This window comes from Nocardiopsis sp. Huas11, from assembly GCF_003634495.1.
GTDB lineage: Bacteria > Actinomycetota > Actinomycetes > Streptosporangiales > Streptosporangiaceae > Nocardiopsis.
Genome location: NZ_RBKY01000001.1, coordinates 1,198,830 through 1,214,259, shown reverse-complemented (window position 1 = coordinate 1,214,259; position 15,430 = coordinate 1,198,830). Strand labels below are relative to the sequence as shown.

The 15,430-nt window shown below is 72.2% G+C and carries 15 protein-coding genes; 9 read left to right on the top strand and 6 right to left on the bottom strand.

Annotated features, from left to right (window positions below; genetic code table 11):
• Positions 1–26: 26 nt before the first annotated feature.
• Positions 27–1,607, top strand: coding sequence for an MFS transporter (locus DFP74_RS05355; RefSeq protein WP_121180691.1), 1,581 nt, complete (start codon positions 27–29; stop codon positions 1,605–1,607).
• Here the strand turns inward: DFP74_RS05355 and DFP74_RS05350 are convergent.
• The 4 genes from DFP74_RS05350 to DFP74_RS05335 all read right to left on the bottom strand — a co-directional run bounded on the left by DFP74_RS05350 (position 1,589) and on the right by DFP74_RS05335 (position 6,392).
• Positions 1,589–2,398, bottom strand: a complete 810-nt coding sequence (locus DFP74_RS05350; protein ID WP_121180690.1) for a TNT domain-containing protein — start codon at positions 2,396–2,398, stop codon at positions 1,589–1,591. The genes DFP74_RS05355 and DFP74_RS05350 overlap by 19 nt on opposite strands.
• Positions 2,399–2,544: 146 nt before the next feature.
• A complete protein-coding gene (locus DFP74_RS05345; protein WP_121180689.1) occupies positions 2,545–3,879 on the bottom strand; it encodes a UDP-glucose/GDP-mannose dehydrogenase family protein in 1,335 nt (444 codons plus the stop codon).
• Between the two features lie 231 nt (positions 3,880–4,110).
• The gene (locus tag DFP74_RS05340; RefSeq protein WP_121180688.1) at positions 4,111–4,842 is read right to left on the bottom strand and encodes a YIP1 family protein; all 732 of its coding nucleotides are present in this window, start codon (positions 4,840–4,842) and stop codon (positions 4,111–4,113) included.
• A 29-nt stretch (positions 4,843–4,871) separates the two neighbouring features.
• On the bottom strand, positions 4,872–6,392 hold the full coding sequence (locus tag DFP74_RS05335; RefSeq protein ID WP_121188041.1) for an LCP family protein: 1,521 nt from the start codon (positions 6,390–6,392) through the stop codon (positions 4,872–4,874).
• A gap of 318 nt (positions 6,393–6,710) precedes the next feature.
• On the opposite strand from DFP74_RS05335, the gene DFP74_RS05330 reads away from it, so the two are divergent.
• The 3 genes from DFP74_RS05330 to DFP74_RS05320 all read left to right on the top strand — a co-directional run bounded on the left by DFP74_RS05330 (position 6,711) and on the right by DFP74_RS05320 (position 9,125).
• Entirely contained in the window at positions 6,711–6,950 is a 240-nt protein-coding gene (locus tag DFP74_RS05330; protein WP_121180687.1) for a TM2 domain-containing protein, read from the top strand.
• A 136-nt stretch (positions 6,951–7,086) separates the two neighbouring features.
• Positions 7,087–8,082: a glycosyltransferase family 2 protein gene (locus tag DFP74_RS05325; RefSeq protein ID WP_121188040.1), complete on the top strand. Its 996-nt coding sequence runs from the start codon at positions 7,087–7,089 to the stop codon at positions 8,080–8,082.
• 86 nt (positions 8,083–8,168) lie between these two features.
• Positions 8,169–9,125 (top strand): DUF4429 domain-containing protein, encoded by a 957-nt coding sequence (locus DFP74_RS05320; RefSeq protein WP_121180686.1) that lies wholly within the window; start codon positions 8,169–8,171, stop codon positions 9,123–9,125.
• 7 nt (positions 9,126–9,132) lie between these two features.
• On the opposite strand, the gene DFP74_RS05315 is transcribed toward DFP74_RS05320, so the two are convergent.
• Together DFP74_RS05315 and DFP74_RS05310 are read right to left on the bottom strand one after the other, a co-directional pair.
• Positions 9,133–9,897, bottom strand: a complete 765-nt coding sequence (locus DFP74_RS05315; RefSeq protein WP_121180685.1) for a glycerophosphodiester phosphodiesterase — start codon at positions 9,895–9,897, stop codon at positions 9,133–9,135.
• Positions 9,894–10,637 carry a 2-C-methyl-D-erythritol 4-phosphate cytidylyltransferase gene (locus DFP74_RS05310; RefSeq protein WP_121180684.1) on the bottom strand — a complete coding sequence of 248 codons (744 nt, stop codon included), beginning with the start codon at positions 10,635–10,637 and terminating at the stop codon, positions 9,894–9,896. Before DFP74_RS05310 ends, DFP74_RS05315 begins: the two co-directional genes overlap by 4 nt.
• A gap of 514 nt (positions 10,638–11,151) precedes the next feature.
• Between DFP74_RS05310 and DFP74_RS05305 the strand changes: the two genes are divergently transcribed.
• The 5 genes from DFP74_RS05305 (at position 11,152) to DFP74_RS05285 (ending at position 15,427) form a co-directional block, all read left to right on the top strand.
• Positions 11,152–12,000 carry an ABC transporter permease gene (locus DFP74_RS05305; protein WP_121180683.1) on the top strand — a complete coding sequence of 283 codons (849 nt, stop codon included), beginning with the start codon at positions 11,152–11,154 and terminating at the stop codon, positions 11,998–12,000.
• Positions 12,000–12,881: an ABC transporter ATP-binding protein gene (locus DFP74_RS05300; RefSeq protein ID WP_121180682.1), complete on the top strand. Its 882-nt coding sequence runs from the start codon at positions 12,000–12,002 to the stop codon at positions 12,879–12,881. Before DFP74_RS05305 ends, DFP74_RS05300 begins: the two co-directional genes overlap by 1 nt.
• A gap of 231 nt (positions 12,882–13,112) precedes the next feature.
• Positions 13,113–13,928, top strand: coding sequence for a hypothetical protein (locus DFP74_RS05295; RefSeq protein WP_121180681.1), 816 nt, complete (start codon positions 13,113–13,115; stop codon positions 13,926–13,928).
• A gap of 83 nt (positions 13,929–14,011) precedes the next feature.
• Positions 14,012–14,659 (top strand): DUF5941 domain-containing protein, encoded by a 648-nt coding sequence (locus tag DFP74_RS05290; protein WP_370013486.1) that lies wholly within the window; start codon positions 14,012–14,014, stop codon positions 14,657–14,659.
• A gap of 36 nt (positions 14,660–14,695) precedes the next feature.
• On the top strand, positions 14,696–15,427 hold the full coding sequence (locus DFP74_RS05285; protein WP_121180679.1) for a sugar phosphate nucleotidyltransferase: 732 nt from the start codon (positions 14,696–14,698) through the stop codon (positions 15,425–15,427).
• Positions 15,428–15,430: the final 3 nt, after the last annotated feature.

Genomic DNA, 15,430 nt, shown 5'->3' with positions numbered 1-15,430 from the left:
ATTTTGACGTACGTACGATCAAGCGCATGACCACCACACCTGCCCGCACCCGGTTCGGGTTCGTCTTCCTGCTGATCCCGGCCCTACTCGTGTCCATGGACCTGTCGGTGCTCTTCGTCGCCGCTCCCGCCATCGCCGAGGACCTGCGACCCAGTGGCACGCAATGGCTGTGGATGATGGACGTCTACGGCTTCGTCATGGCCGGGCTGCTGATCACGATGGGCGCACTCGGCGACCGGATCGGCCGCAGGCGACTGCTGCTCGTGGGCGCGGCGCTGTTCGGCGCCGCCTCCGTCCTCCTGGCACTGGCTCCCACGGCCGGGCTGTTCATCGCCGGGCGCGTCCTGCTGGGGGCGGCCGCCGCGACCCTGGCGCCGTCCACGCTCGCGCTCATCCGCACCCTGTTCACCGACCCCGGGCAGCGCCGCACCGCCGTCGGAGCCTGGACGGTCGCCTTCACCGGCGGCGCCGTGATCGGACCGGTCATCGGCGGCCTCCTCCTGGAGTTCTGGCCGTGGGGCACGGTCTTCCTGATCAACCTGCCCTTCATGGTCCTGCTGCTGGTGGCGGCGCCGCTCCTCGTTCCCGAGTCCCGCGCACCGGAGGCCGTGCGCTTCGACCTGCCCGGGGCGCTGGTGTCCATGGTCGCCGTCCTCGGTCCGGTCCTCGCGGTCAAGCGCGCCACCGAGGCCGGGATCGACCCGGTGGCACTGGTCGCCCTGGCCGTCGGAGCCGCCGCGCTGGTGCTGTTCGCGGTCCGGCAGCGCCGGGCGGCCCACCCGCTCGTGGACCTGTCGCTGTTCGCCCGGCCCGCCTTCGCCGCCGCGGTCGGGGCGAACACGGTGGTGGCGTTCGCCGCCGCCGGTCTCGGCCTCCTGACCTTCACGTTCATGCAGACCGTGCACGGCCTGAGCCCGCTGTCCGCCGCACTGTGGGCACTGCCCACCCTCGCCGGGACGTTCGCCGGCGCGACGGTTGCGGGCACGGCCGCCACCAGGGTGCGCCCGGCGGTCCTGATGGGCGGGGGACTCCTGACGAGCGCCGCGGGCTTCGCGATCGTGGGATCGGTCGGCCCGGACACCGCCCTGCCGGTGTTCGTCGGCGGGTACACCGTGGTCACCCTCGGCGTGGGCGCCGTGGCCACGCTCGCCAACACCCTGGTCCTGGCCGCCGCCCCGCCGAGCCGCGCGGGAGCGGCCGCCGGGATCTCCGAGACCAGCACCGAGCTGGGCGGCGCCCTGGGCATCGCGATCCTCGGCACGATCGCCACCGGCGTCTACCGCTCCTCCGTGCGCCAGGAGCTGTCGGGCACCGACGGTGCCGCGGCGGAGACGGTCGCCGGAGCGCTCGCCGCCGCGGGCGAGCTGCCCGCGGCGGCGGCCGACACCCTGCTCACCACGGCCTTCGGGGCCTACACGGACGGGATCACCACGGCGGCGCTCACCGGAGCGGGCGTCATGGCGGCGGTCGCGGTGGCGGTGGCCGTCGGGCTGCGGCGGCTGCCGCCCGGGGCCGACGGCCACCACGACGGCCGTCCCGACACCGGCCCCGGCACCGATCACGCCGCCGGCACCGGTCGGCGCCCGGGTCAGGACGCCAGGTCGTAGCCCCCGTGCGGCACGCACTCCTCGGCGGGACGCGGGTCGAGGTAGCCGTGGTCGAGGAGCTCCTGCACCGGCGCGTACCCCTCACCGCCGGCCTCCGGCAGCTCCCCCGCGGGGACCAGGAGCTGCTCGCCGCCGCCGGGCTGTTCGAAGTGCGGGGCGATCGGACCCACCAGCGCGGCGACGTCGGCCAGCACCTCGTAGCAGTGGTAGTTGTGCTCGGCGCCGCCCGGCCACGTGTTCAGGGAGTCCGGTGGCAGGGCCCGCTCGGCGAAGGGCGCGCCCGCCGGGGCCAGGAACGTGCCCCTCGGCGATCCGAACCGGTCCAGCATGGTGCCGGGCTCCAGCGTGCGCCGCTCGTTGACCGGCTCGCCGTCCACGACCACGAACCCGTCGTGCTCGGGGTAGTTCCACCCGCTCCACGTCTGCCCGGTGTCCGCGTCGACCTGGCCTTCCAGGTACCACGCGTCCAGGAACTCGACCGGCCAGAGGCCGCCGAAGGGCTCGTACCCCTCGACCAGCTCCGCGACCGGTCCCTCCTTCGGCAGCTCGGCCGGACCGAGCCGGCGGTCGCCGCACACGTACTCCGCCCGTGCGTCGGGGGTGGGCGGCGGGTCGAGCAGGGGGCACTCGTCCATGGGCTCCTCCGCGAGCGCGGGCTCGGTGGAGGGCGGGGCCGGGGGCGAGGGCTCCGACTCGGCCGCGTGGGCGTGCGCGGGCGCGGCCAGGACGAGCATGGCCAGGGCGGCCGTGGCCACCGTGGTGGGCTTCACCAGGGGTCTCCGTTCGGTCATCGAACATCCGTCGACTCGGATGTGGTCAGATAGTTACGGAGAGTAGTGAATCATGGGCGCGGTGCTCGCGCGGCGGGTCACGCGTACGCCGAACGGCCGGGCCCCTCGGGGCACCGGCCGTTCTCGTGTGTGCGGCCGCGGGCGGGCTACTGGCGGCCCAGCGCCCGGTAGGTCCATCCCGACGCCCGCCAGAACGTCGGGTCGAGCGCGTTGCGCCCGTCCACGATGCGCTTCTCGGCCACGACCTCGGCCAGGTCCTCCGGGTTGGCCTCGCGGAACTCCGCCCACTCGGTGAGCAGCAGCACCACGTCGGCGTCGCGCGCGCACTCCAGCATGGAGTCCGCGTAGTTCAGCTGCGGGTAGGCCTCGCGGGCGCGGTCCAGCGCCGCGGGGTCGTACACCGTCACCCGGCCGCCCTGCGCGGCGATGGAGGAGGCCACGTCCAGGGCCGGCGAGTCGCGGATGTCGTCGGAGTTGGGCTTGAACGCCGCACCGAGCACGCTGACCGTGCGCCCGGAGAAGTCGCCGCCGATGAGGTGGCGGGCGATGTCGATCGTGCGCGCGCGGCGGCGCTGGTTGATGGCGTCGACCTCCCGCAGGAACGACAGCGCGGGCTCCACGCCCAGCTCGTCGGCGCGCGCCATGAACGCCCTGATGTCCTTGGGCAGGCAGCCGCCGCCGAAGCCCAGGCCGGGGCCCAGGAACTTGCCGCCGATGCGGTCGTCGTAGGACAGCGCCTCGGCCAGCTGGATGACGTCGGCGCCCGCGGCCTCCGAGACCTCGGCCATCGCGTTGATGAACGAGATCTTCGTGGCGAGGAAGGCGTTGGCGGAGACCTTCACGAGTTCGGCCGTCTGCAGGTCCGTGATCAGGACGGGGACGCCCTCGTCGGCCTGCCGCTGCCAGAGGTGGCGGACCGCCTTCTCCACGCGCGGGGAGTCCGTGCCGATCACGATGCGGTTGGGGCGCAGGGTGTCCTCCACGCCGAACCCCTCGCGCAGGAACTCCGGGCTCCACCCGAGTTCGGCCTCCGAGCCGACGGGGGCGAGCGCGCTCAGCCGCTGGGCGAGGCCCGCGGCGGTGCCGACCGGCACCGTGGAGCGGCCCACGACCACCGACGGGCGGGTCAGCCGCGGGGCGAGCTCCTCGATCACCGCGTTCACGTAGCGCAGGTCGGCGGCGCCGGACTCGTCGCGCTGCGGAGTGCCCACACAGATCAGGTGCAGGTCGGTGAACTCGGCGACCTCGTCGTAGGAGGTCGTGAAGTCGAGCCGGCCGGCCTCGATGTTGGCCGAGAGCAGCTCGTCGAGACCGGGCTCGTAGAAGGGGACCCGACCGGAGCGGAGGGTATCGATCTTGGCCTGGTCGACGTCGAGCCCGAGGACCTCGAAGCCCATCTCCGCCAGACAGGCCGCGGTGGTGGCGCCCAAGTAGCCGGTCCCGATGACCGAGACTCGCCGCCTGCGTTCCGCTTCGACCACGTGGGTTGTCCTTCCTTCCGAGCCGCTGTACTCGTCCGTGTGCATGTTGTGCCCGTTGATGTGGCCAGCACCCCGATCGGGGGCAGAAAACGGACAAGATTTGGCCGATGGTGACGCCTGGGTGGTGCATCACCTTACGCGCCTGGGTGTGGCATGCGACCGAACACGGCGTGAACAGTCAAGGCGCTCAGGCTACCGGTGGGTTGCCCACAACCGGAACGGGGGCCGGACTCATGCCCGACCGTCCCCGTAGCTCCGGGTCTCCTCCGGATCCTCGTCCAGCGGAGTCCAGACCGCCCCGCTCTCCCCGCGTCGGAAGGGGGTGGTGGTCTTGTTCGGGTCGCCGCTGCCGAATCCACGGTCCGGAGGCGGCAACGGCACCGGAGGCGTGTCCGGCAGGTCGTCGACGGTGTGGCCGCGGTCACCGGGCCCTCGCCCTCCGGCGATCACATCACGATCGTCCGCGGCAGGCACGTCCTCCACCAGCGTGTCGCCGCCCGCGGCCCCGCGGAACCGATCCCGGCTCACGCCGGCCACCACCCGGCCACCGGGCGGGGCGGCCTCGTGCCGAACCCGCCAGCGCGAGGGGACCATCGCGGAGAACAGCATCAGCGAGCCGACCACGAGGGCGGGGGTGAGCCCCGCCCCGGCCGGATAGACGAACCCGTCGGCGTCGAGCCACCCCAGGGCCGGGGCCATCGTGTCCGGCGAGACCACCGGCCACAGCGCGATCGCGGTGAGCAGGGCGCCGCTGACGCCCGCGTACAGGGGGGACAGCCGCGAAGCGACCAGGTACCCGCACCCGATGCCCACCGCCGACAGCACGATCACCGCCGACACCGTGGCGAAGGACACCGTGCCCTCGGCGACCAACGGGAGCCGGGTGGCCCCCCACGCGACGGCGATCCACAGCACGGGCGCCAGGGCGACGCCGGCGAGCAGACCGACCAAGTGGCGTAACACGGGGGAACGTCCTCTCTTTCCTGCGGGCCTCACCCGCAGATGTTGTCCCGGGCGGTCGAGGTCGCCGGCCCGTCGTCGGCGGTCTCCGCCGGCTCGGGTGCCTCGGTCTCCTCGGTCTCCCCGCTCTCCGGGGGGTTGAACGTGGTGAAGTTGAATCCGATCACGATCTGGAGCTCGTCGTCCAGGGTGTCGTCCTCCACGGTCTCCGACTCGGGGATCATGTCGGACACGTACTGGGCCGCGGCCTCGTTCCCCGGGCCGAACCGGACCTGGGACCGGGCCAGGCTGCGGGTGGACCAGTTCTCCGCCTCGTCGGTCACCTCGAAGCCCGCGCCGGTCAGCTGTCCGTCGAGCTGCGCGCCGAGCCCCGGGGTGCCGGTGCCGTTGAACACCCGTACCCGCTGCTCGGACGGGGTGAGCTCCTCCTCGGCCCCGTCCCCGTCCTCGGCCGCCTCGTCCTCCCCGGTGATGGGCCGGTCCGCCTGGATGTCCGCGAACAGGTCGCGGGCGGCGGGCTCGTCCCACAGCAGGGCGACGTCGCCGCGCGGCGTCCAGTGCTCCATGTCGGCGATGGGCACCTGCGTGAAGGCGACCGCGCCCAGGTCCAGGTCGCGCATCTGGTAGGCGAGCTGGTTGATGGTGCTGGTGTCCAGCCCTTCGTCGACGGTCACCGCGGACAGGGACGTGTCCAGGAAGGCCGTGAGGCGGGTGGGGTCGGAGAGGGTCTCGCTGCTCATCGCCTTGTCGAGCATCGCGGCCAGCACCTGCTGCTGGCGGTCGATGCGGTCCAGGTCGCCGCGGGGCGTGGCCCGGGTGCGGGCGAAGGCCAGGGCCTCGGTGCCGTCCACCTGGTGCGTGCCCGCCGCCATGTCCAGGTGCGCCTTGGGATCCTCGATCGGTTCGGGCAGGCACACCTCGATGCCGTCCAGGGCGTCGACCACGTCCACGAACCCGGAGAAGTCGACCTCGACGTAGTGGTCGACACGCACGCCCGTGACCGACTCCACCGTCCGCACCGTGAGCTGGGGGCCGCCGTAGGCGTAGGCCGCGTTGATCTTGTCCTCGCCCTCACCCGGGACGTCCACCCACAGGTCGCGGGGGATGCCCACGACGGTGACGCGGTCGCGCTCGTGGTTGAGGCGCACGAGCATGATGGTGTCGGACCGCTGCCCGGGGGTGGACCCCACACTGAGCGCGTTCTGGTCCTCCCGGTTCATCTCGTCCCGGTTGTCGGAGCCGATGACGAGGAAGGTGAGGCCGCCGGTCTCGTTCTCCGGCCGGTCCTCCTCGTCCAGCCCGGCGAAGACGTCGAAGCGGTTCAGGGAACTCGACATCCAGCCGGTGATCGCCCAGGACGTGCCCGAGGCCAGCAGGACCAGGACCGAGAGCGCGCTCATCACCAGCAGCCCGGAGCGGCGGCGACGGGCGGAGGCGCTCGGGACGGTGAAGCGCCCCGACCGGGGCGACCGGGTCTGCTCGGGGGCGACCGGCTCGGAGCGGTCGCGCCGGAACTCACCCTGTCCGTGCCGTCCGGCGTTGTCGTCGCTCATCGGCATCCCCGTCCCGACCGTTCAACGGTGTCCTTCTCCCTAGGTTGTCACCCGATTCGCCCGATGGCGCGGCATGTCGACCCCCGGCGTGTTGTGCGGTGAGACGCGCGGGAGCACCGATCCGTTCGGGCGGGCCGGGCCATCCTGAGGCGTATCCGGTACCAGGACGTGACCAAGGACGCCCCAGGTCAGGCAAGAATGCTCGAATCCGCAGGCCGCCCGCGTTCGTCGGCGCGGCCTCCGGCGGTGGGGACACGCACCCGTTCTGCTGACGCCCGCCTCCCTTCTCGATTCGTGACATCTCCCTCGGAGCGCCCCATGCAGCAGCCCTATCCTTCCGAGCCCCTGTCCAGCAGGAACTGGCTCACGGCCGTCCTCCTGGCCTTCTTCCTCGGCGTCGTGGGAGCCCACCGGTTCTACGTCGGCAAGACGGGCACGGCCATCCTGATGATCGTGACCTGCGGCGGCGCCGGCGTCTGGACGCTGATCGACTTCATCATGCTCCTGCTCGGCAACTTCCGGGACGCCGAAGGACTGCCGATCAAGAACCAGAGCTGATCCCCGGCGGCCCGTCCCGGCCCCGCTCCGGGGGCGGCGAGCACGCCCTCGGCGGGCCGGGCGGCCACCGCGTGTGCAGTACCGTTGACGCGCGTAGTACGCAGACCCGACACGATCTCGAACTTGGGAAGTGCCCGTGTCCTGGCCGCCTGTCTCCGTCGTCATGCCCGTCCTCAACGAAGAGCGCCACCTCGCCGCCGCGGTGGAGCACGTCCTCGCCCAGGAGTACCCGGGCGAGCTCGAAGTCGTGCTCGGCGTCGGCCCCTCCACGGACCGGACCCGCGAGGTCGCCGACGCGATCGCCGCCGCCGACGCGCGCGTGAAGGTGGTGGACAACCCGACGGGCAAGACCCCGGCCGGGCTCAACGCCGCCATCGGCGCCTCCTCCCACGACATCGTCGCCCGCATCGACGGGCACGCGATGATGCCCTCGGACTACCTGCGGGTGGCCGTGGAGACGCTTCAGGAGACGGGGGCGGACAACGTCGGCGGCATCATGGCCGCCGAGGGCACCACGCCGTGGGAGAAGGCGGTGGCCGCCGCCATGACCTCCAAGGTCGGCGTGGGCAACGCCCGCTTCCACACCGGAGGCGAGGGCGGACCCGCGGACACCGTCTACCTCGGCGTGTTCCAGCGCTCGGCCCTGGAACGGGTGGGCGGCTACGACGAGGCCTTCCTGCGCGCCCAGGACTGGGAGATGAACCACCGCATCCGCACCAGCGGGGGCACGGTGTGGTTCCAGCCCCGGATGCGGGTGTCCTACCGCCCGCGCCGCAACGTGCGCCTGCTCGCCAAGCAGTACTTCCACTACGGCCGCTGGCGGCGCGTGGTCGCCCGCCAGCACAAGGGCACGATCAACCTGCGCTACCTGGCGCCGCCCGTGGCGCTGGCCGGCGTGGTCGCCGGACTCGTCGGCGGCCTCCTGTGGTGGCCGCTGTTCCTGGTGCCCGCCGCCTACGCGGCCCTGATCGCCGCGGCGTCGGTGCCGCTCGGCCGCGGCCTGCCCGCCGCGAGCCTGCCGCTGATCCCGGTCGCCCTGGCCACCATGCACATGTCGTGGGGCGCGGGCTTCGTCACGAGCCCGCCCGGCCTCGGCGCGGACTCCCGCACCGCCCAGGCCGCCCGCACCTGATCCCTGGCCGCTTCCGGCCCCGGGCCGGGCTCGGGTCGAGTGCGGCCCCTCCCATCGGAGAGGATGTGAGGGTGAAAGGGGCGTGCATGGACGAGTTGGTCGGCGAGCAGGCGGTGTGGCGGTTCGATGGGGAATCGATCGCGATCAGGTACGAGACCAAGGGGTGGTCCCGCAGCCCGCTGCTGAAGCAGCTCGGGCACCTCGAACTGCCCGTCGGGCTGATCGGCACGGTCGACTTCCGCCCGTCCGGCGGCAAGCGGGGCAAGGGATGGCTCATGCAGCTGAAGCTGCGCGAGCGCACGGACCCCTACGCGGCGGTCGGCGCGATGCTCGACGACAAGTCCCAGCCCTTCCACCTGTCCGGCCCGGCCCGGACCGAGCTGGTCGCCGAGTACCTGGCCGACCAGATCCGCTTCGCGGCGGAGCGGCACACCGCCGAGCCGGACCCGGCCGCCGCCACCGCGCTCGTCCCGGAGCTCCCCCTGCACGTGCAGACCTCCGAGGGCACCGCGACCCTGGACGGTACCGCTCTGCGCCTGGTGTGGTCCGGTGTCCAGGCGAGCTCGCGCAAGAAGAAGGCGCAGCGCCGCGAGTACGACCTCGCCGACGTCTCGTCCTTCGAGTGGGTGCCCTCCGACGGCTGGGAGTGGGGCTTCCTGCGCGTGGTCACCCGCCAGAACAGCGAACCGGACGCGAAGCCGGGCAAGGACCTGCGCTGCCTGCTGGCCGACGACGGCGCCGAGGGCTACCAGGCCCTGCTGATGGCGGCCACCGCCACCGCGCACCTGTGGGCCCGCGGCCCCGCGGGCGGCGCACCGGGACGCGCCGGCGCCACCGCGGGGTGGCTCGGCTCGGCGCGCACGGCCATCGCCCAGATCAGCGCGGGCGTGCCGGCCCTGGGGGAGCGGTCGGCCGAGCGCGCCCCGGCCGACACCGCGTGGATCTACGAGCAGATCGAACGCCTGGGCGAGCTGCACACCAAGGGGCTGCTCACCGACGAGGAGTTCGCCACGAAGAAGGCCGAACTCCTCGCCCGCATCTGAACCGCGATCAGGACTGGAGGGCCTTGAGGGCGGACACGGTCCCGGGCACGTCGTCGACGACCACCGCGTCCACGCCCTCCTGCGCGAAGCGCGCCGCGTCGACCGGGTCCGGGCACCACGACAGCACCTGGAGGCCGGCGCGGTGCGCCACGTCCACGGTGTAGGCCACCGAACGGCGTCCGGGGCGGGGGTCCTCGCCCGTCAGGCCGAAGGACCGCGCGTCGATCGCCACGATCGGGCAGCCCATCCCGAGCGCGCCCGCCACGGCCGAGTCCAGCGGGTTGCGCACGTACGGCATCCACGCCGTCGGCACGCCGGGGACCTCCTCGCCGACGGTCAGCAGCACACCGGGATCGAAAGAACAGACGAACACCCTGCGACGCGCGGATTCACGGCGCAGGTACGGCAGGAGAAGCGACGCCGTCCGTCGTGACGGAGCGTCCACGGCGTCCTCCATGACCGTTTTGACGTCGACGTCCACGCCGACTCCGGGCGGGATCGCCGCCAGGCCCTCGTCGAGGCCGATCAGGCCCGCCCGCGCGCACTCGGCGGCGGTCAGGTCCACGATCGTCCGGCCGTCGTCCAGCGCGGCGTTGTGGTGGAGGACCAGGGCGTCGTCTGCGGTGCGGCGGACGTCCACCTCCACCCAGTCGGCCCCCGCCGCGGCCGCCGCGGCGAAGGACTCCGCGGTGTTCTCCCGCAGGCCGTCGACCACGCCGCGGCCCAGGCCGCGGTGGCCGACCACCTCCGTGCCGCTGAACACACCGCTCATGCCCCGGCCCCCGTCCGTCCGCGCGTCCGGCGCAGCAGCGCCTCGGCGATCTCCACGTCACCGGGATGGGTGACCTTGATGTTGGACTCCTCACCCGGCACGGTCAGGACCTCCTCGTCGGGCAGGTACCGCAGGACCACGCCGCAGTCGTCGGTGGCCACCAGGTCCGGATCGGCCATGGCGAGCTCGTAGGCCCGGCGCGCCACACCGAGCCGGAAGCCCTGGGGCGTCTGCATCCGGCGCAGCTCGGTACGCGGCGGGACGTCGGCGATCGCCTCGCCGCCACGGCCCGGGGCCACGCGGACCACGGTGTCGGCGCTGGGCACCGCCACGCCGGCCGCGCCCGCCGAGTCCAGGGCCGCCACGCACGCGGCGATCGTGCTCGGCCGGATCAGGGGGCGGGCGGCGTCGTGCAGCAGGGCGATGTCGGTGTCGGCCGCCGAGGCCATCGCGGACAGGGCCGCGTAGGAGGTCTCGGTCCTGGTCGCGCCGCCCGGCAGGACCGCGCTGACCTTGGTGAATCCGGCCCGCGCGACGATGTCACCGACCCGCTCCAGGTACTCGGGCACCATGAGCACGATGATCTCGTCGACGTCGGGGCAGGCCTCGAAGGCGGCGATCGAGTGCTCGATGATGGGGCGCCCCTCCAGGGGGAGGAGCTGCTTGGGGCCGTCCGCGCCCATGCGCGCACCGACCCCGCCGGCCAGAACGGCCGCGATCACCCGCGGGCCCGTGGGCATAGCGTTCTCCTGCTCAAGTCGCTGGTGGCGCGGTCGCCGCGCCCAGTGGCCGAGACTAGCCCAAACGGGCCCCGAGGCCCCGGCTCGGGCGCCCGGTAGACGGGGCCTTCGCGTCTGAAGGTGGGCTCTCTCATTCTTCGGGAGCCCGCCTTCGGTCCCTGCAGGGCCCGTCGGCGCCCTTCACTGGTGTTTGTGGAGCCTCGCAGGCTCGGCTCGGGCGGGAACGCGCACCCGGAGTGAGGGTCCGGACCGACGGCCGACGGAGGGTGCGCTGGCGCGGCCCGTCGCTCGCGGCGGTAACCTATGGACGCCTGTAAGGCGTGCCCGGTCCGGACCTCCTCTTCTGCGGTCGTGGAGCCGGGGCCGGTCCACGGCATCCCCCGCCCGCCCGTGGACACCCTCCCCCGAGAGCCAGGGGCCGAGGCGGGATCGGGCCGTCAACGCCGGCCCGGTGCGCGCAGGCGAGAACCTACATGCCTGTCCGGCACATCGTGGACCGGACGAGAACCAACCCTTGGAGGTGGCGGTGGCGTCAAGGACGCTGGCCGTCTGGGAGCACCGGAAGGTCGTCGGCCTCCTGGTCCGGCGCGACCTGAAGGTCAAGTACCAGCAGTCCGTACTCGGGTACGCCTGGACCATGTTGGAGCCACTGGCCCTGACGATGGTCTACTTCTTCGTCTTCGGAGTGATCCTCCAGGCGGACCGGGGCATGCCGGAGGAAACCATCGAGTACGGGGGCTTCCTGCTGTTCCTGGTGGCGGGCATCCTCCCGTGGACGACCTTCGGGCAGATCCTCGGCGAGGCTCCCCGGGCGATGATCACGCATTCCAAGCTGATCACCACGATGAAGGTGCCCCGGGAGATCTTCCCGACGGCGACCGTGGGGACCAAGCTCGTCGAGTACCTGCTGACCTGGCCGATCCTGCTGGTGTTCGTCCTCGTGCTGGGCGGTCGGCCCTCGGTCATGGGGGTGTTCGTCTGGCTGCCCCTGGCGATCGTGCTCACGTTCGTGTTCGGTCTGGGCCTGACCCTGTTCCTGTCCTCGGTCAACGTGCTGCTGCGCGACGTGGAACGCCTCACACGGATCATCACCCGCCTGCTGTTCTACGGGTCGGCGATCCTGTTCCCGGCGTCCATGGTGCTGTCCTCGGACAAGGTGCCGGGCTGGGCGATGACCCTGTACCAGCTCAACCCGTTGCTCGGCATCTTCCAGATGCACCGCGCGGTGTGGTTCGCTGGGTTCGAGGAACTAACTCCGACCACGCTCGCGTTGAGCAGTGCGGTGGTCGGTTCGGTTCTGATGCTCATCATCGGATACTGGACGTTCCGTCGCCTGGAGATGTCCGTTCTGAAGGAGTTGTGATGGCGCAGACGACCTACGGCGCCGAGGGCACGACCGGACCGGTCATCGAAGCCAAGGGACTCGGTGTCAGGTTCGCGGTCAACCGCCGCCGCAAGCGCAGCCTGCGTGAGATGTTCATCCACGGCACCAAGCGCGATCCCAACGCCGAGGGCGACGAGTTCTGGCCCCTGCGCGACGTCTCGTTCGAGATCGGTCGCGGCGACTGCGTCGGCATCGTCGGCAAGAACGGCACCGGCAAGTCGACCCTGCTCAAGCTGATCGCGGGCGTGCTCATGCCCGACGAGGGCGACGTGCAGGTGCACGGCAAGGTGGCGCCGCTGCTGGAGCTGCGGGCGGGGTTCAACGACAACCTGACCGGGCGCGAGAACGTGTACCTGGTCGGCTCCCTGCACGGCATGTCCGAGGAGCTGATCGACGAGCGCTTCGACGAGATCATCGACTTCGCCGAGATCAAGCCGAAGTTCGTCGACACACCGGTGCGCCACTACTCCAGCGGGATGAAGGTGCGCCTGGGTTTCGCGCTCATCTCCCAGCTGGAGCACCCGATCATGCTGGTCGACGAGGTGCTCGCGGTCGGCGACAAGGCCTTCAAGCGCAAGTGCTACGAGGCCATCGACCGGATGCTGGCCAACCACCGCACCATGGTCCTGGTCTCCCACAACGAGAAGGACCTGCGCCGGTTCTGCAACCGCGGCCTGTACGTCAAGGGCGGCGGGCTCGCGCTGGACACCGACATCGCGAGCGCCCTGGCGGCCTACGACGAGGACACCAAGGCCGAGATCGCCGAGCGCAAGAAGCGCGACGACGCGAAGAAGAAGCGCGCCGAGGACGCCGCCCGGGAGAACGACGAGGGCGACGGGGACGGCGGCCAGGCCGCCTGACCCGAACGCGCGTTCCAGGATCCTCGGAGTCGGCTCTACGCCGCTCCCGCGGGGTGGGGGGCAGGCCGAACGGCCTGCCCCCCACCCCGCGGTTCGTTCGGGGCGCGCCGCTGTTGCGCGGGCAGGGGCCCGCGAGGACGCCAGAAAGAACGCAATGCGCGTGTCAGTGGTTGATTGACTACCAAGCGTGGGAAACGGTGACTCTCAGTACAACTGCGAGAGGGCACCTCCATGGTCAACGGCACGGTGGCGCGGTCGACCGCGCGGATGTTGGAACGCCGACACGTCACACGTGCGGGCATGACGCGCATCAGCGTGTTCGCGGCGGTCGGCGCGGCGGTCTGGTTCACGCGGGCGGACACGGTCGGCGCCCTGGCCGGGTCCCTGTTCCTCGGCGGGGTGCTGTTCTGCGACGCCGTCCGAGCGCGGATGCAGGCCAACCGGCGCGACGCCCTGACGGTCTGGCTCGTGTCGATGCTCGCCCAGCTGCGCGAGTACATCGTCTACGCGGGGCTGGCGATCGGCGCGGTCCTGGCCGGGCCGGCCGACGCTTGGGGGTGGGCGGCGGGCGCGCTCATCGCCCTCGCCCTGCGGGACTCGCTCCTGATCGCCCGTGCGGCCCCCACCGCCCCCGAGCCGTCCCCAGGTGTCGGGCGCGCGCCACGGGCCCGGCCTGAGCGCCCTGGGGGCCTCCTGGCGGATCTGGCGCCCCGTCCGCCGGCGGGCCCCCGTGAGAGCGACCCCCGACTGACCGGACGCCTGCTCGGCGGCGCCCCCGGGGTCCCGCCGCGCCCCCGGACCTCGCCGGAGGCCCGCTCCACTCCCGCGCCCCCGCACGAGCCGGCGTCGGCGGCGGTCCGTCCCGCGCGGGTCCCGCTGCCGCACCTGGCGCGGCGGCTCATGGTGTTCTCCCAGAGCACCCGCTTCCTGGCCATCGCGGTGACCGCCACCCTGTGGGACGCCCGGGTCGCGTTCCTCACGCTGATCGTCGGATGCGTCGTGGCCGTGACCGGGGAACTGGTGGACCCGCGAGGAGACCGCCGGTGAGCGCGCACGACGAGGCCCGGCCGCCGCGCGAACGGCTCCGCGGAACCCTGCCGGACCTGCGCGTTCTTCGTGATGACAGTCACATGGGAACGCTGCTCGGCCGGATCGCCCCCGGCGCCGTGCCACCGCTGATGACCGCGCTGACCGGCCTTCTGGTGGTGGGGACGCTCCTCGTGGCGGGACGGGGGCAGCTGTCAGGCATTACCCTGTTCGCACCGGTCGCTGCCCTGCTACTGTCCGGTTTGGCCTCGGGTCACCCCCACGACGGACCGTACGACTGGCTCGTACCGCCTGTCCTGCGGGTCACCGAGTACGCCTATCTGGCCGTTCTGGGGCTGGCGTCCGGTGTACCCGGTCCCTTGGTGTTCGTACTCTTGGTTGCGGTCGTCTGCCACCACCGCGACGACGTCTCGCGTTCCGCGGTCGGTGTCATCCGGCCCGCATGGGTGCGCGCGGCCGCGCTCGGTTGGGACGGCCGCATGCTCGTCATCGCGATCGGCGGCGCGTCGCACGCCCTGGCCCTCGGCTACGGCGTCCTCGCCGCGTACCTCTGGGTGCTCCTCGTCCGCGAGGCCGTACGCACCTGGAGCGCGACGGAAGTGACCGACGTGCGCACCAGCGCCACCACCATCCCCAGTGGTGGCGCCGCGGACCAGGGAGATCCACGGATCACCCGGCCCGGCCACGGGGACGGGGGCCAACCGGCCGCCGGAACGAACGGGGAGGCGTGAGCGCGCCTCCTCGCACACAAGGAGGAACACGCCCTCATGCTCGGAATGGTTCTCGCCGCAGGCGCCGGGCGCCGCCTGCGCCCGTACACCGACACCCTGCCCAAGGCCCTGGTGCCCGTCGACGGCGAGACGACCATCATGGACATCTCGCTGCGCAACCTGGCCGCCGCCGGCCTCAAGGACGTCGTCGTCGTGGTCGGATACCGCGCGGAGGCCGTCGAGGAGCGCAAGGAGGCGCTGGAGCGCCGCCACGGCGTCAACCTCACCCTGTGCTACAACGACAAGGCCGAGGAGTGGAACAACGCCTACTCCCTCTGGACCGCGCGCGAGTTCTTCTCCGAGGGCGTCCTCCTCGTGAACGGTGACACGGTTCACCCCGTGAGCGTCGAGGAAACGCTACTCGGCGCAAGGGGACCGGAGCTCCTCCTCGCGGTGGACAACGTGAAAAGCCTCGCTGACGAAGAGATGAAGGTGACCCTCGACGAGGGCGGCCACGTCAGCACCATCACCAAGCTGATGGACCCCGCCACCGCCGCGGGCGAGTACATCGGCGCCACGCTCATCGAGAGCACCCTGGACGCCCGTCTGGCCGACGCCCTCAAGGCCACCTGGGAGCGGGACCCCCAGCTGTACTACGAGGACGGCTACCAGGAGCTGGTCAACCGCGGCGAGAAGGTCGCCGTGGCGCCGATCGGCAAGGTCGACTGGGTCGAGGTCGACAACCACGACGACCTGGCCAAGGCAAGGGAGATCGCGTGCCGCTACTAGCGC